Genomic DNA, 26757 nt, shown 5'->3' on the forward strand with positions numbered 1-26757 from the left:
CGTTGGCAAAACGCGATGCGCCCCGCGTTGCGCATGCGCCCCGCGTTGCGCATGCGCTCGCACCGTCCGGGCAACCGCCTCCGAACAACGGCCCCCATGCCGGTCAAAACCTTTATACTGGTAGATGAAGGAAGCTCGCAGGCGACTAGCGCGTTCGAATGGGACGCGCGCGAAAGGAGCGCGACATGAAAATCAACAAGGTGCTCGTGGCCGTGGACGAATCCGAGGGCGCCAAGCGCGCGCTCGAGGTGGCGGAAGCTTTGGCCGCCCCCGATCCCGAGATGCATCTCGACCTGGTGTACGTGGTCCCCATCCCGCTGCTCGACGAATCGCAGACGGCGAGCTTCAAGGAGATCCTCGACATGATGATCTCCGACGGCGAGGACGTGCTCGCCAAGATGGAGGAGGGCATGAGCGACGACGTCGCCGCGCGCACCGAAACGCTGCTGCTGACGGGCGTGAACCCGGCGACGGAGATCATCAAGCTCACCGAGCAGCGCGCCTACGACCTGGTCGTCATAGGCAATCGAGGCCTGAGCGGGCTCAAGGAGTACATGGGCAGCGTCAGCCACAAGGTGGTGAACGGCACGAAGGTGCCGGTGCTCATCGCCAAGTAGCGAGAGGCGAGCGGGCCGCAGGGGGCGCACGGCGAGAGCCGTGCGCGGCGGCCCCGCGCGCCGATGGCGCGGCCGCAAGGATCAAGGAGGAAGGTTTGAGGGAACGGAAGAACGCGCTGGTGCTGTTCAGCAAGCCGCCGGCGCCGGGGTTGGTGAAGACGCGCCTGACCACGCTCAAGGACGGCGTGTTCACGCCCGAGGTGGCTTCGGCGCTGTACCACTGCATGCTGTTCGACGTGACGGAGGTGTGCTGCGCGGCGTTGGCCGACCTGGATGAGCGGGCGGCCGAGCGCGCCGAGCGCGAGGGCGTGCGCGACGTGTACGAGCTTGTCATTTCCACGACGCCGGCGTCGAACGTCGAGGTCATGCGCGATCTGTACCGCAAAGCGGGCACGTGGCCGCGCCCCATCACCTTCGCGGCCGACGAGGGGGCCAGCTTCGACGAGCACTACAACCATGCGTTCGCGCAGGCGTTCGAGGGCGGGGCCGACGCGGTGCTGTCGATGGGCGCCGACATGCCGGCGCTCACGAAAGCCGACGTCATCGCCGGGTTCGACGCTCTGCACCGCCTGGACGGCGTGCCGGGCGGCGGCATCGTGCTCGCACCCGACCAGGAGATGGGCGTGTCGGTGATCGGCTGGACCCGCGAGACGGACTTCGACCATTCCGGCGTGTTCTACAACCAAGAGGGGCTCACCGTGCTGCCCGCCTACATCGCCAAGGCGCGCGCGCAAGGCCTGCCCGCCCTGTACCTGCCTCCCATTCCCGACGTGGACACCATGGCCGACCTCATGCACGCCATCACCGTGGTGGAGGCGCTGTGCTACTGCGCCGAATTCGACGACGTGACGCCGCCGTGGCGCACCGCCGACGCGCTCAAGCAGATGGGCTGGGACGAGGTTCGCGTTCCACCGAACGACCTGCACGATCCCCGCGAGGAAATCGACAGATAGAGGGGGCCGCAAGGCGCGCCTCCTTTTGTCATCCTGAGCGGAGCGCGTAGCGCGCAGTCGAAGGATCTTCAACGTAGGCTGCCTCCCGTTGTCGAAGATCCTTCGGCTGTGAACCTTCAGCTGGCGCAGGCGCTTTCGCCGCAAGGGGCTTGTCCTTCCGTTCTCGAAACGCTGACGGCCTGTTTTCCGACTTCGTACGCGCCGCGGCGCGCCGGTCCGCTTCGCCGATACTTGGCAGCAAGTATGCAACGGCGAAGGAGCGGCTATGGAAGGCGTGGATCGAACGGGCGGTACGGCGGCTGACGAGGCTCGTGCGCACGAGGCGGCGGAACCGGAACGGACGGGCAGGAAAGCGGCCGGCAAGGCTGCTGTCGGCGGCGAGCCGTCTGGTGAGGGCGGCGCTGTCGGCGAGGCGACTGGCGCGGTCCCTCCCAACGGCATGTCGCCAGGGCGGGCGGCTTCCGTGCCCGCGTCCGGGCGCGCCGCCGCGCGACGCGCCCGCGAGCTTGCGGAGGCGTCCGCCCGCCAAGGCGGCGTGCCAGCCGCCGAGCCCAAGCCCGAGCGCAAGCGCGGCGTGGCGGCCGTGTTCGCGGGCCTTTTGCTGGCCATGTTCGTGTCCACGCTGTCCGAGACGGTCACGGCCACGGCGCTGCCCACCATCGTGGGCGACCTGGGCGGCGTCGACCACATGCAATGGGTGACGACGGCCTACATCCTGGCCTCCACCATCATGATGCCCATCTACGGCAAGCTGGGCGACCTGTTCGGCCGCAAGTACCTGTTCATCGTGGCGCTGTCCATCTTCATCGTGGGGTCGGCAACCTGCGGGCTCGCACCCAGCATGGACGGGCTCATCGCGGGTCGCGCCGTCGAGGGGCTGGGAGGCGGCGGGCTTATCATCTTGGCCCAGGCGACCATCGCCGACATCATCCCGCCGCGGCAGCGCGGCAAGTACATGGGCGTCATGGGCTCGGTGTTCGCGGTGTCCACCGTGGTGGGGCCGCTGTTGGGCGGCTGGTTCGTGCAGGTGACGGGCTGGCGCTGGCTGTTCGCGTTCAACATCCCGCTGGCGCTTCTGGCCATCGGCGCCGTGACGTTCTTCCTCACGAACCCCCAGCGCCGCGACGACCGGCCGCCGGTGGACGTGGGCGGCATGATGGCCATGGCCGTGTCGGTTTCGTCCCTCGTGCTGGCAACCGCGTGGGGCGGCACGCTGTTTCCCTGGGCGTCGTGGCAGATCGTCGGCCTGTTCGCGCTGTTTTTGGCGGCGGCCGTGGTGTTCGTGCTCGTGGAGCGGCGCGCGGCCGAGCCCATCATCCCCCTGCTCCTGTTCAAGAACCGCAACTTCGTGGTGTGCACGGTGACCGGCATGTTCATCATGCTGGGCATGATGGGCACGGTGTCGTATCTTCCCACATACTTCCAGATCGTGGACGGCCTTGCGCCCGAGCAGGCCGGGCTCATGACGTTTCCCATGATGGCCGGCGTGCTGCTCACGGCCGTGGGCACCGGCTTCCTGGCCACGAAGACCGGGCGCTACAAGTGGATGCCCATCGCCAGCTGCGCCGTGGCGGCCGTGGGCTTCGTGCTGCTGTCGCGCCTGACGCCTGACACGTCGCTTTTCATGACGGGCGTGTTCCTGTTCGTGCTGGGCTTCGGCATCGGGCTCGGACAGCAGATTCTCGTGCTCATCGTGCAGAACGAGTTCCCTCACGCCATCGTGGGCACGGCCACGGCGGCGAACAACTTCTTCCGTCAGATCGGCTCCACGCTGGGCGCGTCGCTCGTGGGCGCGCTGTTCACGTCGCGGCTCGCGGCCGATCTGGTTGCCCGGCTGCCGCACGTGGACAACATCAGCATGAACCGCATTACGCCCCAGTTCGTCGACCATCTGAGCGGAGCCACGCGCGACATCATCACCACCGCCTACTCCGACGCCCTCGTGCCCATCTTCCTGTACGTCGTGCCCTTGCTTATCGTGGGCTTCGTCCTCATGCTCACTCTGAAGGAGCACCCGCTTGCCAAAAGCGTGAACCACACCGGCCACGTGTCCGACGACTCGCTGTAGAAGTGAAAGCGTGCCCATGAGCCGGCTTCGCAGGGCCTGCGCGTGAAGTTTCGTTCTGTGCCCCTTCGTGCGGGCATGGTCTCAGGCTTGCCGCCGTCCGTGCTTCCGGTTGGTCGCGACTCTATCATGAGGCACACCGTCGATCCCGCTGTTGCATCTCGCTGTGCTTCGCCTGATTACAGCCCGGCGTTCAGCAGCATTCTGCGGTTCCGCGCAGATAGGTATCATCGACCGTTCGTTCGCCAGACACGAGGGGTTTGGCACAGAATGACGGTTATGAACGATTTTTTGCTAAAGCGAAAATTTTGACCTGAAGTTTTTTCCAAACACATTATCCGTTACGATGAAAAATCGTTCATAACCGTCATTCTGTGCCAAAGCAGAGATTGCTGACAATATCGATAATATAATACGAAAGCATGAAACCGGTTCTATGCCACATATCCGCGTTGGAATACTGGAGGTCGGTGCGCGTCGGTTCGCGAAGCTTCCTTGCCGTCGACGATCCGAGACTCTATCTTGCCGAGCCTCCACGGAAAGGGGAACTTGCCGAGCCCGGTCCATGGTGGCTTTCGCGCCCCCTTCACGTGCTCGTGTCGAAAGATTCCGTACGCCGAGCATCAAGCAAGGTGGTCTGCCATGTGGAAAGCACAGCGCTTCCCATCGGATCCGTTCTCGACACGCAAAACGGCTTTTGCGTATGCTCGCCCGAGTTGTGCTTCGTCCAAATGGCCGCTGAGTGGGGGATCGAGAAACTCATCCAACTAGGCTTCGAGTTGTGCGGTACCTACGACACGACCAACGGTGACGTGCGGGAGTGCGCGCCGTTGACCACTGTCGATCGACTGGGTGCATTCTTGGCGAGCCTTGGCCCCGTGCACGGAAAGAGGAACGCGAGCTACGCTCTACGCTATGTCATGGGCAATTCGGCATCGCCGCGAGAAACCGCGCTGGCTATGCTGTTATGCCTGCCATATCGGATGGGCGGATACGGCATACCGATGCCTCAGATGAATTGTCGAATCGACTTAGGAAAAAGGGAGCGGCGCATTGCAGGCAGAAACTACCTTGTCTGCGATCTTTACTGGCCGTGCGCTCGGCTCGATGTTGAGTACGACGGCGGCGACCACGTCGAAGAGGAACGCATGGCGAAGGACTCGATGCGCCGGGATGCGCTGGTGTCCATGGGGATCACGGTAGTTTCGGTTACGAAGCAGCAGATCGACCATGGCGGTTCGCTGAACGGGATCGCACACGTGATTGCCGAGCGAGTTGGGAAAAGACTTCGGTACAAAGATCCCGAATTCACGCGCGCAAACATGAGGTTGCATAGGGAACTGCTCGGACGTTAGGCACCCTACGGGAAACGCGAAGCTCTTCGTTGATGCGTTGCGCTATGTCAAATCACCGTTGACGGGTGCCGATGTCTGCCGTTTGCGAATCGAAACGCCTGGGGGAGGGCTGGATGGCAAGCCGTCTCCGAACGAGGAGGTGTTTCGCGAAGGCCGATACCGGTTTTGCGGCAAGCGAGTCGGCTTGGGCTATGACTATGGTAGTTTGGCGTGGAGTGCGTTTCGCCTTGGCACGGATTTATCGTTATGAACGATTTCTTGCGCTGGCCAAAAAACTGATCTGGGATTCTAGGAGAACAGGGGGTTTAGCAAGCAAAGAAAATCGTTCATAACGGCAAATCCGTGCCAGCATCTATGCTGTCCGTTGATCAGATCGCGTTCGCATAAACCTGTTCTAAGTTACATGGCGCCAGATCGCTGTCAGGTGCCATGTGAAAAGCGTATCGATATCGGTGCAACAGAGAGAAATGCCGAAGGCGTTGCAGCTTTGTCGCTAACGTCGCAGCGCCCAGAACGCCACGGCGCTGGCGGCGGCCACGTTCAGGGAGTCCACGCCGTGCTGCATGGGGATGCGCACGGTGTAGTCGCAATCTGCGATGGTGGCGGGGGAGAGTCCGTCGCCCTCGGTGCCGAACACGAGGGCCAGCCGCTCCTCGGCCGCCAGCCGCGGGTCGTCCAGCGACACGGAGTCGTCGGACAGCGCGAACGCGGCCGTGGCGAAGCCCAGCTCGCGCAGCAGGGGGATGCCCGCCGCCGCCCACGCGCCGCTCGTGGCCTTGCGGGGGTCGGTGCACTCGCCGTCCTCGCCGATGCGCGTCCAGGGGATCTGGAACACGGTGCCCATCGACACGCGCACGGCGCGGCGGTACAGCGGGTCGTAGCACGAGGGCGTCACCAGCACGGCGTCCATGCCGAGCGCCGCCGCCGAGCGGAAGATGGCGCCCACGTTCGTGTGGTTCGTCACGTTCTCCAGCACGGCGATGCGGCGGGCGTCGCGCACGACGTCGGCCACGCTCGGCAGCTCGGGGCGTCGGAAAGCCGCGAGCGCCCCGCGCGTCAGCTCGAAGCCCGTGAGCTTCGCCAGCTCGGCGCGCGGAGCGACGAACACGGGCGCCTCGGGATTCGCGGCGGCCGCGCGTTCGACGACGGGCTGCAGGGCGTCCAGCCACTTCTCTTCCATGAGCAGCGACAGCGGCTTCATGCCGGCTTCGAGGGCGCGCTCGATCACGTTGCCCGACTCGGCGATGAACAGCCCCTTCTCCGGTTCCAGACGGCTGCGCAGCTGCACGTCCGTGAGCCGCGCGTACGCATCGAGGCGCGGGTCGTCCAGCGTGTCCACGCGCACGATCATGGGCGCAGCCCCCGCACGGCGGCCGCCACCTCGGCGGACACGTCGCGCACGTTCTCCAAGCCGCGTTTGCAGAACTCGTCGCACGTGAGCATCTGCGCGCCGATGTGGGCCATGTCCTCGATGTTCGCCGCCTGCACGGCAGGCGTGCGCGACGAGGTGCAGTCCTCGATGACGGCCACGTTGTAGTCGAGCGAGAGCGCGTCGTAGCAGGTCGTGCGGATGCAGTTCGGCGTGGTCGTGCCGGTGAGCACCACCGTGCCCACGTCCAAGCGACGCAGCACGGTGTCCAGGTTCGTGTTGAAGAACGCCGAGAACCGCGGCTTCACGATCACGCGGTCGCCGGGTTGCGGGGCGAGGGGCGCCGGCTCGTCCAGCGAATGCGGGTTCGCGCAGGCCCGCGACACCGGGCGGCCGCCGTCGCGCCAGGTGCCGTGGCGCACCGCCTCCACGTCCGAGCCGTCTTCGGCGTACTCGCGCACCACGTGGAACACGGGCATCCCCAAGCTGCGCGCGCGGTCGAGCGCGCGCGAGCACGCCGGCACCGTAGCCGCCGCCCCCTCCACGCACAGCGCCGATGCCGGGTCGATGAACCCGTTCTGCATGTCGATGATGATGAGTGCGGCCTTTCGAGGATCGATCATAGTGCGCTTCCCTCCTTGAGCTCGAATTCGTTTTTCCGATAGTCCATGATACCTTCTTTTCGCATGCGGGACAGTTCCGCGCACATGGCGCTGCGGTCGACGGACAGGTAGTCGGCCAGCTCCTGGCGGTCGAACGGGATGGAGAAACGGTTCGACCCGGCGGCTTTCGCCTGGTCGGACAAGTACGAGAGCAGTTTGGCGCGCGTCGTGCGCTTCGACGTGTGCTCGATCTTGCGCGTGAGCGCGTGCGTGCGCCGGGCCACGCATCCCAGCAGGTTGCGGATGAGCCGCGCGTGGAACGCGCACGACGAGGGGCACATGGTGGTGACGCGGCGCAGGTCCACGAGCATGACGAGGGCGTCCTCGGCCGCCACCACGTTGATGTCGAGGGGCAGGTCGGGTTCGCAGGCGTACACCTCGGCGAACGACTGGCCGGGGCCGAACGACGCCAAGATCGTGCGGTTGCCCCAGTAGTCCTCGCGCTCCAAGCGCACCGAACCTTCCAGCACCAGGCCCATGGACGTGGTCACGTCGCCCACCCGCAGCAGCGCGTCGCCCTTGGGCACGTGCCGCCGCCGCACGTCCAGGCAGCCCAGCATGGCTTGGATCTCGTCGGGTTCGATGCCGCGAAACAGCGGCGAGCGCGCGATGAGGGGCAGGTGGGCGTCCATCGTACTCCTTTGTTGTATATACAACGGAAACGGCGAATCCATTATCGTAGAGTGGGGCCAACAAGGCAAGCGATAGAGAATGCGACGACCTTCGATCATTTTTCTCGAGGGAGCGACCGTCGCAAAAGAAAACGTCCCAAAAAGGGACAGTCCCCTTTGGGGACATTAAGCGGCGGCCTGCGGACAAGGGCGCGAGAGAGGACGATCATGAGCGAGACGAACACGATGTTCTGCTTCCAGTGCGAGCAGACGGCGGGATACTCCGGTTGCACGGGGGCGGCGGGCGCGTGCGGCAAGCAGGCGGGCACGGCGCGCTTGCAGGACGAGGTGACGGGCGCGCTCGTCGGGCTGGCGCTGACGGTGCGGGCGGCCGGCGCCAGCGGTGATGCTCGGCGCGCGGCAGACGACCTGGTGATGGAGGGCCTGTTCGCCACGCTCACCAACGTGGATTTCGACGACGCCGAACTGCGCGGCCTCGTTGCGCGCGTGCATGCCGAGCGCGATGCGATCGCGATGGCGGCACGGGTGGAAGCTGCCCCCGACTATGACCTGGCCGCGCTGTGGAACGCGCCCGAGGACGTGCGATCGCTCAAGTCACTCGTGCTGTTCGGTCTGCGCGGCCTGGCGGCCTACGCATACCACGCCGCGGCGCTGGGCTATCGTGACGACGCGGTGTCATCCTTCCTGCACGAGGGCCTGGCCGCGCTGGCCGATGCCGAAGCGGGCGCCGACGTGCTGCTGCCGCTGTCGCTCAAGGTGGGCGAGGTGAACCTGCGCTGCATGGAGCTGCTCGACCAGGCGAACACCGAGACGTTCGGCACGCCCGAACCCGCCACGGTGGCGCGCGCTATCGAGGCCGGCCCCTTTATCGTCGTATCGGGCCACGACCTGCACGACCTCAAGCTGCTGCTCGACCAGACGGAGGGTCGCGGCGTGAACGTCTACACCCATGGCGAGCTGCTTCCCGCGCACGCCTACCCCGAGCTGCGACGGTGCGCGCACCTCAAGGGCAACCTGGGAACCGCGTGGCAGAACCAACGGGCCGAATTCGCCGACCTGCCCGCACCCATCCTGTTCACCACGAACTGCCTCATGCCGCCGGCGGCCTCCTATGCAGACCGCGTGTTCACCACGGGGCCCGTGGCGTACCCCGGCATAGTGCATATCGGCGCGGGCGTGGACGGCGGCAAGGATTTCGAGCCCCTCATCCAGCGCGCGTTGGAGCTGGGCGGCTACGACGCGCCCGCCGGCCAGGACGGCACGTTCGTCACGGGCTTCGGGCATGGAACCGTACTCGGCGCAGCCGACACGGTGGTCGACGCCGTGAAGCAGGGCGCTATCAGCCGTTTCTTCCTTGTGGGCGGCTGCGACGGCGCGCGCCCGGGCCGCAGCTACTTCCGCGACTTCGTGCAGCAAGCGCCCGACGACAGCATCATCCTCACGCTGGCGTGCGGCAAGTTCCGTTTCAACGATCTGGACCTGGGCACCATCGGCGGTTTGCCGCGCATCATGGACATGGGGCAGTGCAACGACGCGTACGGCGCCATCCGCGTGGCCGTGGCGCTGGCCGAGGCGTTCGAGTGCGGCGTGAACGACCTGCCGCTGACGCTGGTGCTGTCGTGGTACGAGCAGAAGGCCGTGAGCATCCTGCTCACGCTGCTGCACCTGGGCATCCGCGGCATCTACCTGGGGCCGACGCTGCCCGCGTTCGTGTCCCCCGGCGTGCTGGACGTGCTGGTGCGCGAGTTCGACGTCCGTCCCATCAGCACCCCCGAAGAGGATCTGGCAACGATCCTCGCGTAAAGGCCGCGCGCTCGGATCCGCTTGGGAGCAGCGCATCACGCCTTCAAGCGGATCCGGCGCTCGCACGAAGATCCCCCTCACGACGCAGGAGAGGCACGAGCCCAGTGTTTTCTGCTAACCGCCTATTCGAGAAATGTCCCAAATGGGGACTGTCCCTTTTTAGGACATTTCGAGCGACTAGGAAAAATACTTCGCCCTGCGATGACTCGCCAGTGGTGAAACCATCTCACCAGAACCTGCAAAGGCCGCTGTTCCGGCGGGGGAGGCGCGGGGGGTTCGACGCGCAGTTTCCGCACGAGCCGAAGCGTCCAGCGGACGCTTCGTGCGAGCTCAGGACTGTTTGAGCATCGAACTCCCCGCGCCTCCCCCGCCGGAACAGCGGCCATTTCTTCTAAATATCCACGCCCAGGAACTGCTTCACCAGAATGCCGATGACGAACGACAGCGCGGCCACGCCCAGCGAAATGCCGGCCATCTGCCCGAAGCGCTTCTTGAACGGCAGGTCCTGCGCCACCGATATGTAGTAGTTGAACACCACCAGGATCAACAGCACGATGACCACCATGGTGCCCATGGCCCACAGGTAGTGCGACTCGTCGAACAGCAGGTACGGCAGAATGAGTAGCGCCACCGTCACCAGGTAGGCGATGCCCGTGTACGTGGCCGACTTCAGCGCGTCGGAGCGTCCCTCGCTCTTGGACGACAGGTACTCGCTCGACGCCATGGACAGCGTGGCCGCGATGCCGGTTATCAGACCGGACAGCGCGATGAGGCGCGTGTTCTGCATGGCCAGCGTGAGGCCCGCCAGCGTGCCGGTCATCTCCACCATGGCGTCGTTCATGCCCAGCACCATGCTGCCCACGTACGACAGCCGCTCCTCGTCCAGCATCTCCAGCAGCGCCTTCTCGTGAGCCTCTTCGTCGGCGCGGATGTCCAGCGCCTCGGGCGCTTCCTTCGCCAGCTCATCGTACGATATCTGCGCCTTCTCCTCGCCCTTCTCCATCAGCTTGACGGCGAACGTGAAGCCGAACACCAGGGCGATGAGCGCGTAGCGGCGCACTTTGCCGCGCTGGGGGCGCATCTCCTGGCCGGTGTAGCGCTGCCAGATGCCCGCGTGCTTCGCCTCCTCGTCGGCGATGCGCAAAAGCGTGGCGCGGTTGCCCTCGTCCTTCGTGCGCGCGGCGATGCGGCGGTACACCGCGGCCTCCGTCACCTCGTTCTGCTGGAACGCGCGTATCTGCGCGAGCGCCGCCGGCGAAAGCCGGGTGCCTTGAGACTGGTCGGTATCGGTCATGATGCTCCTCTTGTGCGATGTTTTTTTGTTCGGCGAACATGGTAGTACAGCATCGCCGCGGAGAGCAGAAGAATTCCACCCGTCACGCTCAAGAAATCGGGTTCGCCGCGCTGGATGGTTTCGAGGCGTGGCGAGCCGCGCCAGCGCTATCCCGGTTCCGGTGTGAGGCCGGCATGCCAGTTCTTGGCAGAAAATCCGAGTTCAGGGAATGGCAGAGACCCCTGTTGGCCGGTTCCTCTGGACGTTCGAAGGAAAACCCCAGGTCGCGATTTCCAATCGCCCCGCGAGAGCGTCCTAGGTCTCCTCTCTGATTCCCTGAACTCGGTTTTTCTGCCAAAACGGCGTTTCCCGCCGCTAATCCGAAGACGCACGGGGCCGCACGGCGCCCGACGGCAACGTCCGGGTACTGTGCGGCCCCGTGCGGGTTTGCGACGACGGTGGCCCCCCTCGTGGAGGGAACGGTTTGCTCGTCGGGCGTTCGCCCCGCGAGGGGTCGCTCGGAACGAGGGCGGATGGCGAAGAAGGCCGATCGATCGCATAAGCGCTCGGACGGGGTCGACCGACGAACCACGTCGCGCGAACTATTCCAGATTCTCCTGAACGCGGGAAGAAGGCATTCTTTTGGTCCGATCCCCCAGCAGCATCCATGCGAACGCCGCGGCCATGAGCACGAGGCCGACAGCGTCGAAGGCGGCGAAGCGCTCGATGGAGGCCGAGAGCGCCGCGTGGCCGGCGGGAAGCGTCGAGCGTATCCACAGCTCGCCTGCCAGCCCTACGGCTTGCTGCACAAGAACCACCGCGTAAAGGGCGCGAAAGCGGCGCGGGTCTGCGATGACGGCGGGATAGGTGGCGTTCCACATGAGGAAGGCCACGCCCAGCCCGCGCACGGCGGCTGCGCCCGGCACGCCGGCCAGCTCGAAACCGCCCGCGTACGCCTCGGGCCACAGCACGAACGACACCGCGCACTGCACGTTGAGGACGAACACGATCGCCACGACCGCGCGCGCCGCGATGCCGGCGGCCTTTCGGCTCCGCACAGGTTCTCGTTTGCTCATCGCCCTCCGCCCTTCGCTTGTCGCCACCCATGCCGTCGCATGCCTGCCTGTCTGCGCATCGTGCGCATTCCAGACGAGGGATCGTCTTCCGCGCTGGCTCAGCGCGTTCGCTTCGTGACGAGTGTAGCGCATTCGCATCCGCCCACGGTGTCGAGCGGTATACTGCTTGCAGACCATCGGCTGAAAGGAAGCACCCATGTCGACCGAGCACGAGCGCATCGCCCCCATCGACCACCCCGACTTCGACGACTTCGTGGCGACCGTCGCGGCTCTGCGCGCGCCGGACGGATGCCCGTGGGATCGGGCGCAAACGCACCAGAGCATCGCGCACAACATGATAGAGGAGGCCTACGAGGCCGTGGACGCCATCGAGTCGAACGACGCGGTTCATCTGCGCGAGGAGTTGGGCGACGTGCTTCTGCAGGTGGTGCTGCAAAGCCAGATTGCGGCCGATGCGGGCGCGTTCGACATCGACGATGTGTGCGCCGACGTGAACGCGAAGATGATCCGCCGCCATCCCCACGTGTTCGGCGAAGCCCGCGCCGACAACGTCTCCGAGGTGCTCGATTTGTGGGACCAGGTGAAGATGGCCGAGCGCGGCGGGGGTTCGGAAGGAGAGGGCGTCGCGTCCTCGACGGACGACGGAGCATCCAGCGCGCCCGAGGGTCTGCTCGACGGCGTGCCCACGAGCTTTCCGGCGCTCATGCAGGCGCAGAAGATATCGCGGAAGGCCGCGGCCGCCGGGTTCGAGTGGGACGCGCTCGACGACGTGTGGGCCAAGGTGCGCGAGGAGGTCGACGAGCTGCAAGAGGCGTACGCGGCCGCACCGAAAGCGGCCAACGGCAAAGTGGACGCCGGCGTGGGAAAAGGCGACCCCGACGAGGCCGCCCGCGCCGCCGCGGCCGTGGAACAAGAACTCGGCGACGTGTTGTTCGCGCTGGTGAACGTGGGTCGCCACATGGGCGTGGACGCGGAGAACGCGCTGCGTTCCACCTGCGGCAAGTTCCGCCGCCGCTGGTCGTTCATGGAGGGGGCGGCGTGGGCTCAGGGCACGTCCCTCGAAGCCATGGGACCCGACGAACGCGAAGCCCTGTGGCAGCGGGCCAAGGAGCTCGAGCGCCCCTAGCGCACCGCACCGAGCCGCGCGGTGCGATCCCGCCGGGCGATTAAACGAATCTTTGCAGGCCGTATGATGGCGCCGCGCTCTCATAAGCGCTAAACTGTACCTTCGACATCAGGTATGACGAGCGGGAAGGCGAGGAGGGCGATGCGTCCTGCATGGGAACTTGGAATCGCAAAAGGCTCGTCGACAAAAGAAGAAGGCGGGGGGGGGGGGCTCCCGGCCTCGTCTTCCGATCATGACGCGCTCTCGGGGCTGCTGAGCAGAAACGGGTTCAACGAGCGGGTTCGCTCGCTCTTGGACGATCATCCCGGAGAGCAGTACATGCTCGTCTACGGGGACATCGACCGCTTCAAGGTCTACAACGACCTGTTCGGCACGTTGACAGGCGATCGCCTGCTGGCGGATATCGGCACCATGATCCGCGACGTGATGCCTGCGGGGTCGGTTGCCGCCCGTCTGCGCGCCGACCACTTCGTGTGCTGCTGTCCGCGCTCCTCGTTCGACCCCGACGCGTTGCTCGCCAAGTTCGACGAGTGGTTCTCTTCCTATCGCGACGACTTCACGTTTTTCGTGCGCGTGGGCTTGTATGCCATCGACGACCCTACGCTCGACGTCAACCTCATGTGCGACCGCGCGCTGCTCGCGCTGCGTTCCGCGAAAAGCGGTTACGCGGGCAGCAAGTACGTGCTCTACGATGAAAGGCTGCGCTCCTCGGTGCTCAAGGAGCAAGAGCTGGCCGGCGAGATGATCGTGGCTTTGGAAAACGGGCAATTCGTGCCGTTCTTCCAGCCGCAGTACCGCTATACCACGGGGCGCATGGTGGGGGCCGAGGTCCTAGCCCGATGGAATCATCCTGTGAAGGGGCTGCTGGGCCCGATGGAGTTCATCCCCGTGTTCGAGCGCAACGGGCTCATCGCCACGTTCGACTTCTACATGTGGGACCAGGCGTGCCGCTGCCTGCGCGCTTGGATCGACGAACGCGGCGTACAGCGCGTGCCTCGTCTGTCCGTGAACCTGTCGCGCGCCGACATCTACCGGTCCGACCTGTGCTCGTACCTGGCGGGTCTCGTGGAGCGCTACGACGTGCCACCCCATTTGCTGCACCTGGAGATCACCGAGAGCGCCTACATGGAGGCCCCCGAGCAACTCATCGACGTTGTCACGAAGCTGCGCGCAGCCGGCTTCACGGTGGAGATGGACGATTTCGGAAGCGGCTACTCGTCGCTCAACACGCTGAAGGACGTGCCGGTCGACGTGCTGAAGCTCGACATGGGCTTTCTCGACGCGCGCGCCGGCGTGCGCGGCGGCCTCATACTCGCCTCCATCGTGCGCATGGCGCGTTGGCTGGACCTGCCCACCATCGCCGAGGGCGTCGAAACGAACCAGCAGGCCGCGTACCTGGCCAGCGTGGGCTGCGAGTACATGCAGGGCTACCTGTTCTCGAAGCCCGTGGATCGCACGGCGTTCGAGCACCTGCTCGACGAACTGGACGCCGAGGACGTCGCCCGCCCGCGTACCGAGAACCTGCGGGAGGACGCGGCGGAGTTCTGGGACGCGGAATCGCAGCTGGCTCTCATTTTCAACGGCTACGTGGGGGCGGCGGCCATCGCGGAATACGACGGCCGCTCGTTGGAACTCGTGCGCCTGAACGACGAGTTCGCGGAGTTGCTGGATATCGTGGAGGACGACGAAACGGCCGATCTTCTGCGCAAGGACCTCGTATCCGTGCTTTCCCGGGAGGATCGCGCGGCGCTGTGCGCGGCATTGCGCCGCGCGGAAGACGGGGCGGCGGACGCCGCATGCGAGCTCCACTACCGCAGCGGGCGGGGCGTCGGACGTTGGGTGCGCATTCGCTTCCGCTTGCTGTCGCGGATGGGCGACGTGTGCACGCTGTACCTGATGGGGGAGGAGGCCACCAAAGAGCAGGCGCTGCGCGACCGCTTGGCAGCCACCACGAGCTCCATACCGGGAGGGCTGCTGTTCTACGAGGTGGCCGAAGACGGACCCCATGTGCTCGACTTCAGCGATGCCGCCGCGGAGTTCGCCGGCTGCACGCGCGAGGAATATCTGGATTGGGCGGAGTCCGGAACGTTTTCAATCGTGTTGGATGACGACCGGCCCCTCGTCGAGGCTGCGTTGGAGAGGCTGCGGTCGGGCGACCAGAGCGCGTCGTGCACGGTGCGCGTGAGGCATCGAACGGAGGAGCACCGTTGGGCGCACCTGTCCGCGTCGGTGGTGTACCGCGACGACGACGCCTTCTTCGTGGTGGTCGTGGCCATCGACGTGACGAGCGAGAAGAACAACGAGCTAAAGCTCCGCACCCAGAACGAGGCCCAGCAGCGCCTTTACGATGCCATTCCCTGCGGCATCGTGCGTTACACGGCCGAGGAGCATCCTCGCATCGTGTCCATGAACAGCAAATCGTGCGACATCCTGGGATACAGGTCGCTGGAGGAGTACCTCGCGCTGTCAGGCGGCGGCGCGCTCATGCCCATTCACGAAGACGACGTTCCCCGGCACCGCGAAACGATAGGGAAGCTCCTGCGCGGGTCGCCTCCCATCGACTTCTCCTACCGCTACTATCGCCGCGACGGATCTGTCGGATGGTTGGAGGGCACGTCGGCGATCGAGGCTATGGCGGAAGGGTCTCCGCTCGTGCAGAGCGCGTTCATCGACGTGTCGGACAAGCAGCAGCAACGCCACGAGCTCGACCTGCAGCGCTACACGCGCGTGTTGTGCTCCGTGTACGAAGAGGTGCTCGAGTTCGATTGCGAGCACAACGCCTATCGCATGCTTTATTCATCGAAGCATCCGGAAGTGGACGACAAAGCGCTTCCGTTCGACAAAGCCATGGAGCGGTGGATGAGCTTTATCCCCGACGCGTTGGAACGCTCCGTCTTGCGCAAGACCCTTGAAGGGTGTTGGAAGAGCGACGGAGAAAAGCCGTCCACCTGCGCGTACAAAGTGGGTTCGGACGACAAGGTCAGGTGGTGCCAAAGCACGTTCGTCAAAGTTTCCGATGCAAGCCTGCTGTGCTGCAACAAAGACGTGACGGAGCGTATGACGGCCCAAGGTCGGGAACGCGCATGGCAGGACGAGCGCTATCGGCTGCTGAGCGAGATGACCCATAAGATCAGCTTCGATTACGACTCCGACACCGACACGGTGCTCTTGTACATAGATCGAACGGGTAACGGGACGGAAGCCCAGGTCATTCCTCGCTACTTAAAAACGCTCGTCAACACGCGCAGCGGCGTGGTCCACCCCGACAGCATGGACGACGTGCGCCAGATGTTCGAGGACGCCCGCAGCGGCGCCGACAAGGTGAGCGTGGAGTACCGCGCCGACTACTACGAGCGCGGTTACGCATGGTACCGCGCCAACCTGTTCGTGGCGCACGACGAGGCGGGGGCCTGGCACTTGGTGGGGCTCATCGAGAACATCGACGACGAACGCGAGCTTCGTTACCGCGCCGAGTACGACGCCACCACGGGGTTGAGCAACCATGCGGCGACGCAGGATCTGATCACAGCCGCGCTGGCGGATCCCGACGTGCGCGGGCGGAGCGTGTGCGTCGTGTTGGACATCGACGACTTCAAGCTGGTGAACGACAGCAGCGGCCACATTGAGGGCGACACGCTTCTGCATACGGTGGGCTCCGTGTTGCAGGCGAACTTCCGCGAAAGCGACGTTTTGGGCCGCGTGGGAGGCGACGAGTTCGTGATGCTGCTCAAGCAGATCGACCTCGACGTGGTGCTGCACAAGCTCGAACAGGTGCGGAACCAGATATCCTCCACGGCGGTGCCGGGATTGGACCACGCTCCGTCCATCAGCATTGGCGTTTACGCCACCTGTATGGGCGACCGCGCCTACCGGGATGTGTTCGTCAAGGCCGATAAAGCTCTTTACCAGGCGAAACGATTGGGCAAGAACCGCATCCGCGTGTATCGTGACTAGCATTTCCATCGAGGGGTCCACGGCAGCGGCTATGCGGCACTGCCAGGCTTGGCGTGATGTTCTCGGTTTTCATTCCCGCTTAAGGCATCTGATGATTTGCGCGAGATTGCGCAGGTGGTCTGCGCCGCGTCCTCGCGGAGCGTTATCATGGGGTCGAGCACTGCCATTATTGCCAAGGAGCCTACACCATGCCAGACGCACCGCAGCAGCCGCCGTTCGACCATCGTCTTGTCGTGGGGGAGGCGCAGGAAGAGACGGACGAGCGTCCCCCCTTCAGCGTCACCGACGATCTGCGCGAGCCCATCGACGAGCTCACCCGCCTCAAGGACATGGAGGCGAAGACGCGCGAGATCATCCAGAAGTACCAGGCCGCCATGCGCGAGATGGAGGTGCGCTTCGAGATTCTCGACCAGGACCTCAACTTGAAGAAGCACCGCAACCCCATCCACCACGTGGAGTCGCGCATCAAGAAGCCGGCGAGCATCTTCGAGAAGCTGGGACGCTACGGCAAAGAGCCTACGCTCGAGAACATGGAGCGCTACATCATGGACATCGCTGGCGTGCGCGTGATCTGCTCGTACATCCACGACGTGTACAACCTGCTGGAGCTTCTGCGCAAGCAGGACGACCTCACCATCGTCACGGTGAAGGACTACATCGCCAACCCCAAGCCAAACGGCTACCGCAGCCTGCACGTCATCGTGCGCATACCCGTGTACTTCCTGGACAACAAGGAGCTCATCCCCGTGGAAGTGCAGCTGCGCACCATCGCCATGGACTTCTGGGCCAGCCTGGAGCACGATCTGAAGTACAAGGCCGTGAGCGAGGTGGAGGGCATCGACTCGCGTGACGAGCTGAAGGATTGCAGCCGCATCATCGAGGACGTGGAGGCGCGCATGCAGATCCTGGCCCGCGCGCTGGAGATGGACGACTAGGGGGGTTTGTCGGTTGTCATCCTGAGCGGAGCGCGTTAGCGCGGAGTCGAAGGATCCCGCGCGGCGCCAGCCGATGACGTTACTGAAAGGACTGCCCATGCGTGTTTACACCACCGACGCTCGCGGCGCGTTTTGCCGCGAGGATGTGCGATTCCGCCGCGACGAGCGTGCTGAAATGGAATTGGTGGTGTGCCGGCCCGATCGCACCTACCAGCGCATCGCCGGTTTCGGCGGCGCGTTCACCGAGGCGGGCGCATACGTGTTCGCGCAGATGCCGCCCCAGGTGCAAGACGAGTTTATGCTGAAGTGCTTCGGCGGTGCGACCGATGGCGACGAAGGGCGGGGCGGCAACGCGTACGCGCTCTGCCGCACGCATGCGCAGAGCTGCGATTTCGCGCTGGGCAACTACGCTTACGTGCGTCCGTTCGACCGGGCGCTCCGGTCGTTCTCCATCGAACGGGACCGAAAGCTGCTCCTGCCGTTCATCCAATGCGGGTTGGCCGTTAATCCCGCGCTCGAACTGGTGGCGTCGCCGTGGAGTCCCCCGGCGTTCATGAAGACGAACGGACGCATGAACGGAGGCGGCCGCTTGCGGAAGTCGTGCTACGGGGCGTGGGCGCGGCTGCTCGCGCGCTACGTGGCGGCATACGCGGAAGCGGGCGTGCGCATAGGGCGCATGAGCGTGCAGAACGAGCCGATGGCGGCCCAGACGTGGGATTCGTGCCTGTTCACGGCGCAGGAGGAAGCTTCGTTCGCCGCCGGCTACCTGCGTCCGGCGCTCGACGAGGCCGGGTTCGCCGACGTGCGCCTGCTGATGTGGGACCACAATACCGACCGGATCCTCGAGCGCGTGGAGGACGTGCTCGAGGATCCCGGCGCGGACGCGGCACTCGGCGGCGTGGCGTTCCACTGGTACGCGGGCGACCACTTCGAGCAGGTGCGCGCCGTGGCCGAATCCTATCCCGGCAAGGAGCTGCTGTTCACGGAAGGGTGCGTGGAGTACGCGCGCGAGGGCGCTGCGGGTGGCCGTGCCGGTCGCGCGTCGGACGCCGAGCAGCAACGCAAGGCCGAGCAGTACGTGCACGCCGTCATGGGTTGCCTGAACGCCGGCGCGAACGGTTTCATCGACTGGAACCTGCTGCTCGACGAGCGCGGCGGCCCGAACCACGTGCGCAACTTCTGCGAGGCGCCCCTCATGTACGACCGCGGGGCGGAAGAGCTGGTGGAGAACCGCTCGTTCTCCTATTTGGGGCATTTCTCCCGGTTCGTGCCGCCGGGCTCGCAGCGCTTCCTGGTGTCGCGCTTCACGGACGACCTCGAATGCGCGGGCTTCGCGCGCCCTGACGGCCGCCGCGTGCTCGTGGCGCTCAACCGGCGCGAGCACGCCGTGCGCTTCGAAGTAGCCGAGCGCCCGCGCGTCGCACGCTTGGAGGCTCCGCCGCACAGCATCATAACGCTGGTGTGGGACGGGGAAGAGGTGCACTGAGGGAGGGTCCGTCAGACTTGCAGGTTTTGGCTTCCGGCTTGCGCCGCACGGGATCCTTCGACTTCGCTCACGGTGTTCGCTTCGCTCAGGATGACAAGGCGGCGCTTTCGCGCCGCCTTGTCAGTTCTCGAAGTTCTCCGAGAAGCGGGCGATCTGGGCGTTCTCCTTGAGCACGCCGGCGCTCTGGGGCAGCTCGACACGGCGGAAGAAGAAGCGCAGGTAGTGAGCCAGCACGTACGCCACCATGATGGTGGCCAGCGCCACCTCGGCGAAGAACAGCACGTCGAAGGCGAAGGGCAGCGCCATGCCGTTTGCGCGGAAGAAGGCGGTGGCCTGGCCGAGCGCGGTGGCCGTGATGACGAACGGGAACGTCATGGCCGCGTAGCTGGGGTAGAACTTCAGCTTCAGCAAACGAGGCAGGCGGGAGAGCACCACCGCGAACAGCACCTGCGCCAGCACCAGCATGATACCCACCATCACCGCGTTGGGCTCGGCCGTAACGGCTAGGTATCCCACGATGGACAGGCTCATGGGCGCCGTGTAGATGCAGAACAGCGGACGCGCGCCTTCGGGGATCTCGTGCTTGGCGTAGCGGTACGTCACCAAGCCCAACAGCACCGCATAGCACGCGAAGCCGAACCAGAACACAACCTGCCCAACGGCCTGCATGCCGAACGTCGGCGACGTGACCGAGGCGACGATGATGCCCACGTAGCAGATGAAGTACGTGGGGAACACCTCGTTCAACTTGAACTGCCTGAAGAAGCGCGCCGTGAACCACACGATGAGCGCCAGGTGCGCCGCCGTGGCCGCGATCCAGAGCGCGAAGGCGGGTGCGTAGGCGACCGGCGCGAGATAGGACGAGAACTGCATGAGCGTCATGAACACGGTGCCGCTCACGCTGGCCATGATGGAGTTGTGCAGATCGTCGCGGATGAGCTTGGGGAACATGATGATCTTCGCCGCCAGCATGGCGATGAGGAGCAGCGCCACCGCGCCGCACAGGATGTGGATGCCCTCGTACGCCGGCTGCAGCAGATTGCCCAGTGCCGTGAGGGCCAGGGCTACGCCTGCCGTGGGGATGGGCACTTTCTCGATGATGTCGCGCATAGTCGCATGCCTTTCAACGTCGTCCTTCGATTTGCTCAGACGCATTCTTGCATGCTCCTATCAAAAATAAAAATGATATATCATTATGTGTTGATAACAATATATAATAGATCGACGATCATTCGGCAGCTCGTCGGAGCCGATAAGGCTTCTGACGTGCGTTGTTGCGCTGTCGACGATACTGCGCCCGAGAGCCAAACACAAGCAACGGAAGGATTACCATGCAAGATTTCCGCATGAACACGTTTCTGAGCGTGTGCCGAACGTTGAACTATACCCGGTCGGCGGCGGAGCTCAACATCACGCAGCCCGCGGTGTCGCAGCACATCGCGTATCTGGAGAAGGCGTACGGAGCGAAGCTGCTCTCCTACCATGGCAAGAAGCTCTCGCTCACGCCGGCCGGGGAGCTGCTACGCGACGCGGCGGCCACCATGGCGCATGACGAGGCGACGCTGCGCGACGCCATCGCCGCCCTCGCGGGACCACGCCGTCGCCTGCGCCTGGGCATGACGCTCACCGCCGGGGAGTACGTGCTGGCGGAGCCGTTGGCGGCGTACCTGGTGGACCATCCCGACGTGCAGGTGCGCATAGCCTCGTCCGATACGGAGCGCCTGTTGGCGCAGTTGCATGCGGGCGACATCGACTGCGCGCTCGTGGAGGGGTTCTTCGACAAGAGCGCCTACGACTGGAGCGTGTTCGCCACGGAGCACCTGATGGCGGTGTGCGCTCCGAACACGCCGCTCGCCGGCGCGAGCGAGCCCCTGCGCTTCGAGGACTTGCTCGACCAGCACGTGCTGGTGCGGGAGCGCGGATCCGGCACGCGCGCCGTTCTCGAACACGCCCTGGCCGCACGGAACCTGTCGGTGGAAAGCTTCGCGCGGGTGACGGAGATCGAGAGCGTCAACATCATCAAGCAGTTCGCCGCCAGCGGCTACGGCATCGCCTTCCTGTACGGGGCCGCCGTCGTGTGCGAACTCGAGGCCGGCACGCTCGTGCGCATCCCGCTCGCCGGTCGTCTCATCGAGCACGACCTAACGTTCATCCGCCTGAAGGGCAGCGTGTTCGGGGACGAGTACGCCCGCCTGTTCGACGACCTGCGCTCGGTGTGAGAAGGTCGTCCTCTCGGTTGCGCAAACTTTCCGCTTGACTTCGAGTGCGCTCCAAGATCTATGATGGACGGGCAATCCTGACGAGAGGAGACCCCCATGAAACCGGAATTCGAATCCACGCCGAAGCTCGGCTTCGGCTGCATGCGCCTGCCGCTGCTCGACCCCGCCGACCAGACCAGCATCGACGTGGAGCAGTTCAAGCAGATGGTGGACGTGTTTTTGGAAGGCGGCGGCACGTACTTCGACACGGCGTTCGTCTATCACGAGGGCGCGTCGGAGGCCGCGCTGAAAAAGGCCCTGGTCGAACGCTATCCGCGCGACGCGTACACGGTGGCCACCAAGTGCCTGGCCTGGGCTGTCGGCAGCAAGGAGGAGGCGCAGAGCAATCTGGCCACGTCGCTTGAGCGCATGGGGCTGGACTACGTGGACTTCTACCTGCTGCACAACGTGGGCGGCGAGCGCACGTCCAAGTTCGACGAGTACGGCATGTGGGACTTCGTGCAGCAGAAGAAGGCGGAGGGCCTTATCAGGAACTGGGGCTTCTCCATGCACGACGGGCCGGAAGCGCTCGACGCGCTGCTGACGGCGCACCCCGAGGCCGACTTCGTGCAGCTGCAGGTGAACTATCTGGATTGGGACGACCCGGTGGTGCAGGCGCGCGCTTGCATGGAGGTGGCCGCGCGCCACGGCAAGCCGGTCGTGATCATGGAGCCCGCGCGCGGCGGCCGCCTGGTGGACCTGCCCGAGCGCGCCACGGCCCCGTTTCGCGTTGCGAATCCCGATGCGGGCATGGCCAGCTGGGCGTACCGCTTCTGCTGGAACCTGCCGGGCGTGCTCACCGTGCTGTCGGGCATGTCCACCTTGGAGCAGGTGCGCGAGAACGTGGCGGCCTATCGGGCGAACCAGCCGTTTTCGGCCGACGAGCAGCGGGCGCTCGACGAGGTCGTCGCCACGCTGCGGGCCGTGGCCTCCGTTCCCTGCACGAACTGCCGCTACTGCGTGAAGGACTGCCCGCAGGGCGTGTCCATCCCCGAGATCATGAGCCTGCTGAACCTGGAGCTCATGACCGAGAACCGCGACTTCGTGAAGGGCCTGTACCAGTGGCAGGCACCGGGCCGCGCGTCGGCGTGCATCGCCTGCGGCGCCTGCGAGTCCATGTGCCCTCAGAGCATCGATATCGTCCATCAGCTGGAGGTGGCCGCCGAGCATTTCGAGGGATAGCCGCGCCGGCGGTTTGGTCTTTGTTGCGGCTCCCTGTCCTTGCGGGCCGGGAGCCGCTCGCATTTTCTGCGCACTGCCGCACGGATGCAGAAGCTCTTTCCCCATCAGCGGCTTTACCGTTCCTTTCCCCAAGCATGACCGTTCCTTTGCCTGAACTTGGGCGCTTCTTTACGTGCGCCTGAACGGTCCCTTACCTTCCTTTCTTACGATTGAACCCACACGCTGCCGGAACGAACGCACGGAGGGCGGCGCAGGTGAATCGCATACAGTGCCGCGCGCAGGCGCGGGAAAGTCGAAAGGAACAGGCGATGACAGACGGGTTCTTGAGCAGGCGGCAGTTCGTGGTCGGCGGCGCGACGGTCGCGTTGGCCGGCATGTTCGGCATGATGACGGGCTGCACGGCCGACGGCAGCGGCTCGGCGGCGGGCGCGGACGAGCCGAAGTCCGACGGCGGCGAGGCGAACGCCTCCACCGAACCCCTTACCATGGTGTGGCTCCCCGACAACTCCTCGGCCGACCTCACGGCTTCGCGCGAAGCCATCGGCGCGGCCATCACGGCTGCGTGCGGCCGCGAGGCGGATCTACTCACCACCACCGATTACAACGTGGCCATCGAGGCCATCGCGTCCGGCAAGGCGCAGATGGCGCTGCTCGGCCCCGAGGGCTACGTGCAGGCCAATAAGAAGAACCCCAAGGTGCAGGCCGCCTTCACGAACAGCGACGAGGACGGCGGGCTGGACGGCGCCTGCTACTACAGCCGCATCTGCGTGCTTTCCGAGAACGCCGACCAGTACAAGAGCGGTAGCACCTATTCCATCGAGAACATCAAGGGCAAGTCGTTCTCGTTCGTGTCCGCCACGTCCACTTCGGGTTTCAAAGTGCCGTCGAGCGGCATCGTGGAGGAGTTCGGCCTCGACAGTTCCGACGAGCTGCTGGAAGGCGGGAAGTTCTTCAGCGAGGTGCTGTTCGGCAATTCGCACGTGGGCTCGTTGGTGAACCTGCTGTCGGGTGACGCCGAAGTGGCCGCGTTCGACGACGTGGACGTGGACATGTACCTGGACCTCGTGTCCGGCGAGGCCAACAGCGTGGGTGCGACGTACAAGGCCAAGGAGACCGCAGAAGCGCCGGTGGACACCGTGCGCGGCAAAGAATTCACCATCATCGCCATCACGCCGGTGCTCAACTCGCCCATCTGCTTCAACGAAGAGGCCATCTCCGACGATGACCGCACGAAGATCATCGACTACTTCTGCTCCAGCAAGGTGGCCGACGATCCGAAGATCTTCGTCGACCCGGAGGACGAGAACGCCAAGGGCCTGTTCGAGAAGGACTCCGAGAAGACCTGCTTCGTCAAGACCGACGACGCCTGGTACGAGCCCATCCGCAAGCTGGGCGGGGCCGCGTAATGACCGAGGCGCTTCTCGAGGTACGAGGCCTGACGAAGAGCTACGACGGCTGGTCGAAGGCGCTCGGCGACGTGTCGATGCGGGTCGAGCGCGGCGAGTTCGTGTCCGTCATCGGCTCGTCGGGCGCGGGCAAGTCGACGCTGCTGCGCTGCGTGAACCGGCTTATCAACCCCACGCAGGGAAGCGTCGTGTTCGACGGTCGCGACATCACGCACGTGCGCGGTCGCGACCTGCGCCAGGTGCGTCGGCGCATCAGCATGATCTTCCAGCACTACAACCTGGTGTACCGGGCCACGTCGATCGAGAACGTGTTGCAGGGCCGCCTGGGCTACAAGTCCACGGCGGCCGGGGCGCTGGGCTTGTTCTCGGAGGCCGAGAAGCGCCGTGCGTTCGAAGCGCTCGACCAAGTGGGTTTGGCCGATTTCGCCTACACGCGCACCGACCAGCTTTCGGGCGGCCAGAAGCAGCGCGTGGGCATCGCCCGCGCGCTCGTGCAGGACCCGTTGCTCATCCTGGCCGACGAACCCATCGCCAGCTTGGATCCCAAGTCGTCGCGCACGGTCATGGAGCACCTGCGCTGGGCGGCCGACGAGCTGGGCATCGCATGTTTGGTGAACCTGCATCAGGTCGACTTCGCGCTCGAGTTCTCCGATCGCATCGTAGGACTCAAGGGCGGGAAAATGGTGTTCGACGGACTGCCGGGCGATCTTGACGAGAAAACGGCAGCCGCCATCTATGCAACGAACGAAGAGGATCCCGCGCCGAACGACGATGACGATCCTTCCACCGCTCCGGACGATTCCGACCCCTCCGCCGTCCTCGTCGAATGCGGTGAGCCGAAGGGCTCCTCCGCAACGGGGGAGGCCGCATGACCGAACGCACCATGGAGCCAGCGGGCTTGCTCGCAAGCCTGCGCGGCAAAGGAGCCGTGCCGCGCGGCACGTACGACGGATCGTTCTTCCGCCGGCGCACCCTCGCCATCGTTGCGGCCGCCGTCGTGTTCGTGGCGCTGGGCGCCGTGTCGGGCACGTTCGTCGGCTTCGATTCAATTCAGGCAATCCTCGATGTCCCAGGCGGGCTCGTTTGGATGGTGACCCAATTCGTCCCCTCCCTCCCTTCCCTCGACAAGTTGGGAACCATCCTACCCGCCTTGGGTTCAACGATACTGGCCTCGGTCGCCTCCAGCTGCACGGCGGCGGTCCTGGCCTATATATGCGCGGTGCTCGGTTCACGTTCGGTGGGGATAGGCGGGCCTGCCTCCCTCATCGTACGGGGCATCGCGTCGCTTTTCCGCAACATTCCCGTAGTGGCATGGGCGTTCATCCTGCTGTTCTCGTTCAAGCAAAGCGAGTTCACCGGGTTCTTCGCCCTGTTCCTCACCAGCTTCGGCTATCTGACGCGCTGCTTCTTGGAAAGCGTGGACGAGATGAGCACGGGCCCGGTGGAGGCGCTGCGGGCCACCGGCGCCACGTACGGCCAGATCGTGGCGCAAGCGGTTATCCCGCTGAGCATAACGTCGGTGGTGAGCTGGGTTCTCTACATGATCGAGACGAACATCCGCGATGCCACGCTCATCGGCATCCTCACCGGCACCGGCATAGGGTTCGTGTTCGACATCTACTACAAGAGCTTCCGGTACGACGTGGCAGGGCTCGTGGTGCTCACCATCATCGTGGTGTGCATAGCCTGCGAGTTGATCTCGAACTACGTGAGGAGGCAGATCATATGACTCCTTCTGGTTCCGTCGTTCTTCCGAACGACGGAAACGCTCCGACAGGTGCGCGCATGACGCGCTCCGGCAAGATCAAAACGCGCGTGGCCAACAAGCCGAACGTGGCGCTCATGCTCACCCTGGGGCTGCTGGCCCTGGTGACCGTGTTCACCATGGTCACGATGAATTACGGCAAGGTCCCGTTCGCGCAGGCCATGGCCTCGGCTGTGGGGGATTTCTTCCAGATGATGCTGCAGCCGGGCCTTGCGGGCCACTTCACGCTGCCCGACGTGGTGGAGGGGCTGTTCGTGTCGCTTGCGCTTGCGCTGCTCACCACCTTCATCGGCGCGGTCATCGCGTTCGTGCTGGGCCTGTTGGCGGCTTCGAACTTGTCGAACCGGGCCGTGAGCAACGTCATCAAAGTGTTCATGTCGGTGGCGCGCGCCGTGCCCACCATCCTGTGGGTGCTCGTGTTCTCGGTGGCCATCGGCCTGGGGCCGGAGGCGGCGGTCATCGGCCTTCTGTTCCACAGCGTGGCCTACCTGGTGAAGGCCTATTCGGAAAGCTTCGAAGAGGTGGACCCGGGCGTGATCGAGGCGCTGCGCGCCAGCGGCGCCTCGTGGTGGCAGGTGGTGTTCCAGGGCATCGTGCCCGAGAAGGTGAACGAGATGCTGTCGTGGACGTTCATCCGCTTCGAGATCAACTTCGTGAACGCGGTGGCCGTGGGCGCCGTGGCGGGCGCCGGCGGCATCGGCTACCAGCTGTTCTTGGCGGGCAGCTTCTACTACAACATCCACGAGGTGGGGCTCATCGTGTACCTGTGCCTGGCCGTGGCGGTGGTGCTGGAGGTCGTGGCCACCAGGCTCAGGAAGCGCTACATAGTACAACACTGAT

The 26757-nt window shown here is 65.0% G+C and carries 21 protein-coding genes; 15 read left to right on the top strand and 6 right to left on the bottom strand.

Annotated features, from left to right (window positions below; all coding sequences use genetic code 11):
• Positions 1-185 precede the first annotated feature (185 nt).
• From C1878_RS01295 to C1878_RS01310, 4 genes are all read left to right on the top strand, one after another.
• Entirely contained in the window at positions 186-617 is a 432-nt protein-coding gene (locus C1878_RS01295) for a universal stress protein (RefSeq protein ID WP_114599893.1), read from the top strand.
• A 95-nt stretch (positions 618-712) separates the two neighbouring features.
• On the top strand, positions 713-1570 hold the full coding sequence (locus C1878_RS01300) for a DUF2064 domain-containing protein (RefSeq protein WP_114599894.1): 858 nt from the start codon (positions 713-715) through the stop codon (positions 1568-1570).
• A gap of 265 nt (positions 1571-1835) precedes the next feature.
• Positions 1836-3638, top strand: coding sequence for an MDR family MFS transporter (locus C1878_RS01305; protein WP_114599895.1), 1803 nt, complete (start codon positions 1836-1838; stop codon positions 3636-3638).
• Between the two features lie 641 nt (positions 3639-4279).
• Positions 4280-4990, top strand: coding sequence for a DUF559 domain-containing protein (locus tag C1878_RS01310; protein WP_158539649.1), 711 nt, complete (start codon positions 4280-4282; stop codon positions 4988-4990).
• A gap of 493 nt (positions 4991-5483) precedes the next feature.
• On the opposite strand, the gene C1878_RS01315 is transcribed toward C1878_RS01310, so the two are convergent.
• From C1878_RS01315 to C1878_RS01325, 3 genes are read right to left on the bottom strand one after another with little or no spacing between them, the layout of a single operon-like run.
• Positions 5484-6341 (bottom strand): RNA methyltransferase, encoded by an 858-nt coding sequence (locus tag C1878_RS01315; RefSeq protein ID WP_114599897.1) that lies wholly within the window; start codon positions 6339-6341, stop codon positions 5484-5486.
• On the bottom strand, positions 6338-6982 hold the full coding sequence (locus C1878_RS01320; RefSeq protein ID WP_114599898.1) for a cysteine hydrolase family protein: 645 nt from the start codon (positions 6980-6982) through the stop codon (positions 6338-6340). Before C1878_RS01320 ends, C1878_RS01315 begins: the two co-directional genes overlap by 4 nt.
• Entirely contained in the window at positions 6979-7653 is a 675-nt protein-coding gene (locus C1878_RS01325) for a Crp/Fnr family transcriptional regulator (RefSeq protein WP_114599899.1), read from the bottom strand. The genes C1878_RS01320 and C1878_RS01325 overlap by 4 nt, the downstream gene beginning before the upstream one ends.
• A 207-nt stretch (positions 7654-7860) precedes the next feature.
• Here C1878_RS01325 and hcp point away from each other — a divergent pair, with 207 nt between their 5' ends.
• Complete coding sequence (hcp, locus tag C1878_RS01330) at positions 7861-9456, top strand: hydroxylamine reductase (RefSeq protein ID WP_114599900.1); 1596 nt, start codon at positions 7861-7863, stop codon at positions 9454-9456.
• 391 nt (positions 9457-9847) lie between these two features.
• Here the strand turns inward: hcp and C1878_RS01335 are convergent, their stop codons facing one another.
• Together C1878_RS01335 and C1878_RS01340 are read right to left on the bottom strand one after the other, a co-directional pair.
• Positions 9848-10750, bottom strand: a complete 903-nt coding sequence (locus tag C1878_RS01335) for a VIT1/CCC1 transporter family protein (protein WP_114599901.1) — start codon at positions 10748-10750, stop codon at positions 9848-9850.
• A 581-nt stretch (positions 10751-11331) separates the two neighbouring features.
• The gene (locus C1878_RS01340; RefSeq protein WP_241963560.1) at positions 11332-11787 is read right to left on the bottom strand and encodes a hypothetical protein; all 456 of its coding nucleotides are present in this window, start codon (positions 11785-11787) and stop codon (positions 11332-11334) included.
• 214 nt (positions 11788-12001) lie between these two features.
• Between C1878_RS01340 and mazG the strand changes: the two genes are divergently transcribed.
• The 4 genes from mazG (at position 12002) to C1878_RS01360 (ending at position 19306) form a co-directional block, all read left to right on the top strand.
• A complete protein-coding gene (gene mazG, locus C1878_RS01345) occupies positions 12002-12931 on the top strand; it encodes a nucleoside triphosphate pyrophosphohydrolase (RefSeq protein WP_114599903.1) in 930 nt (309 codons plus the stop codon).
• A 141-nt stretch (positions 12932-13072) separates the two neighbouring features.
• Positions 13073-16885: an EAL domain-containing protein gene (locus C1878_RS01350; protein WP_114599904.1), complete on the top strand. Its 3813-nt coding sequence runs from the start codon at positions 13073-13075 to the stop codon at positions 16883-16885.
• Between the two features lie 188 nt (positions 16886-17073).
• A complete protein-coding gene (locus C1878_RS01355) occupies positions 17074-17820 on the top strand; it encodes a GTP pyrophosphokinase family protein (RefSeq protein ID WP_114599905.1) in 747 nt (248 codons plus the stop codon).
• 97 nt (positions 17821-17917) lie between these two features.
• Positions 17918-19306 (top strand): glycoside hydrolase family 30 beta sandwich domain-containing protein, encoded by a 1389-nt coding sequence (locus C1878_RS01360; protein WP_114599906.1) that lies wholly within the window; start codon positions 17918-17920, stop codon positions 19304-19306.
• A 120-nt stretch (positions 19307-19426) separates the two neighbouring features.
• Here the strand turns inward: C1878_RS01360 and C1878_RS01365 are convergent, their stop codons facing one another.
• Positions 19427-20416 (bottom strand): TDT family transporter, encoded by a 990-nt coding sequence (locus C1878_RS01365; RefSeq protein ID WP_114599907.1) that lies wholly within the window; start codon positions 20414-20416, stop codon positions 19427-19429.
• Between the two features lie 221 nt (positions 20417-20637).
• On the opposite strand from C1878_RS01365, the gene C1878_RS01370 reads away from it, so the two are divergent.
• The 6 genes from C1878_RS01370 (at position 20638) to C1878_RS01395 (ending at position 26756) form a co-directional block, all read left to right on the top strand.
• Positions 20638-21525: a LysR family transcriptional regulator gene (locus tag C1878_RS01370; RefSeq protein ID WP_114599908.1), complete on the top strand. Its 888-nt coding sequence runs from the start codon at positions 20638-20640 to the stop codon at positions 21523-21525.
• Positions 21526-21621: 96 nt separating this feature from the next.
• Positions 21622-22746: an aldo/keto reductase gene (locus C1878_RS01375; RefSeq protein WP_114599909.1), complete on the top strand. Its 1125-nt coding sequence runs from the start codon at positions 21622-21624 to the stop codon at positions 22744-22746.
• A 308-nt stretch (positions 22747-23054) separates the two neighbouring features.
• A complete protein-coding gene (locus C1878_RS01380; protein ID WP_114599910.1) occupies positions 23055-24152 on the top strand; it encodes a phosphate/phosphite/phosphonate ABC transporter substrate-binding protein in 1098 nt (365 codons plus the stop codon).
• Positions 24152-25024, top strand: a complete 873-nt coding sequence (gene phnC, locus C1878_RS01385) for a phosphonate ABC transporter ATP-binding protein (RefSeq protein WP_114599911.1) — start codon at positions 24152-24154, stop codon at positions 25022-25024. Before C1878_RS01380 ends, phnC begins: the two co-directional genes overlap by 1 nt.
• A complete protein-coding gene (locus C1878_RS01390) occupies positions 25021-25881 on the top strand; it encodes an ABC transporter permease (RefSeq protein ID WP_114599912.1) in 861 nt (286 codons plus the stop codon). Before phnC ends, C1878_RS01390 begins: the two co-directional genes overlap by 4 nt.
• Positions 25882-25937: 56 nt before the next feature.
• Positions 25938-26756 carry an ABC transporter permease gene (locus C1878_RS01395; protein WP_241963561.1) on the top strand — a complete coding sequence of 273 codons (819 nt, stop codon included), beginning with the start codon at positions 25938-25940 and terminating at the stop codon, positions 26754-26756.
• Position 26757: the final 1 nt, after the last annotated feature.

The sequence above is a fragment of the Gordonibacter sp. 28C genome (genome assembly GCF_003339845.1).
In the GTDB taxonomy this organism is placed as follows: Bacteria; Actinomycetota; Coriobacteriia; order Coriobacteriales; family Eggerthellaceae; genus Gordonibacter.

Coding starts and splice junctions, on each gene's coding strand:
- C1878_RS01295 (WP_114599893.1), top strand. CDS start 186: ATGAAAATCAACAAGGTGCTCGTGGCCGTGGACGAATCCGAGGGCGCC.
- C1878_RS01305 (WP_114599895.1), top strand. CDS start 1,836: ATGGAAGGCGTGGATCGAACGGGCGGTACGGCGGCTGACGAGGCTCGT.
- C1878_RS01315 (WP_114599897.1), bottom strand. CDS start 6,341: ATGATCGTGCGCGTGGACACGCTGGACGACCCGCGCCTCGATGCGTAC.
- C1878_RS01320 (WP_114599898.1), bottom strand. CDS start 6,982: ATGATCGATCCTCGAAAGGCCGCACTCATCATCATCGACATGCAGAAC.
- C1878_RS01325 (WP_114599899.1), bottom strand. CDS start 7,653: ATGGACGCCCACCTGCCCCTCATCGCGCGCTCGCCGCTGTTTCGCGGC.
- hcp (WP_114599900.1), top strand. CDS start 7,861: ATGAGCGAGACGAACACGATGTTCTGCTTCCAGTGCGAGCAGACGGCG.
- C1878_RS01335 (WP_114599901.1), bottom strand. CDS start 10,750: ATGACCGATACCGACCAGTCTCAAGGCACCCGGCTTTCGCCGGCGGCG.
- mazG (WP_114599903.1), top strand. CDS start 12,002: ATGTCGACCGAGCACGAGCGCATCGCCCCCATCGACCACCCCGACTTC.
- C1878_RS01350 (WP_114599904.1), top strand. CDS start 13,073: ATGCGTCCTGCATGGGAACTTGGAATCGCAAAAGGCTCGTCGACAAAA.
- C1878_RS01355 (WP_114599905.1), top strand. CDS start 17,074: ATGCCAGACGCACCGCAGCAGCCGCCGTTCGACCATCGTCTTGTCGTG.
- C1878_RS01360 (WP_114599906.1), top strand. CDS start 17,918: ATGCGTGTTTACACCACCGACGCTCGCGGCGCGTTTTGCCGCGAGGAT.
- C1878_RS01365 (WP_114599907.1), bottom strand. CDS start 20,416: ATGCGCGACATCATCGAGAAAGTGCCCATCCCCACGGCAGGCGTAGCC.
- C1878_RS01370 (WP_114599908.1), top strand. CDS start 20,638: ATGCAAGATTTCCGCATGAACACGTTTCTGAGCGTGTGCCGAACGTTG.
- C1878_RS01375 (WP_114599909.1), top strand. CDS start 21,622: ATGAAACCGGAATTCGAATCCACGCCGAAGCTCGGCTTCGGCTGCATG.
- C1878_RS01380 (WP_114599910.1), top strand. CDS start 23,055: ATGACAGACGGGTTCTTGAGCAGGCGGCAGTTCGTGGTCGGCGGCGCG.
- phnC (WP_114599911.1), top strand. CDS start 24,152: ATGACCGAGGCGCTTCTCGAGGTACGAGGCCTGACGAAGAGCTACGAC.
- C1878_RS01390 (WP_114599912.1), top strand. CDS start 25,021: ATGACCGAACGCACCATGGAGCCAGCGGGCTTGCTCGCAAGCCTGCGC.
- C1878_RS01395 (WP_241963561.1), top strand. CDS start 25,938: ATGACGCGCTCCGGCAAGATCAAAACGCGCGTGGCCAACAAGCCGAAC.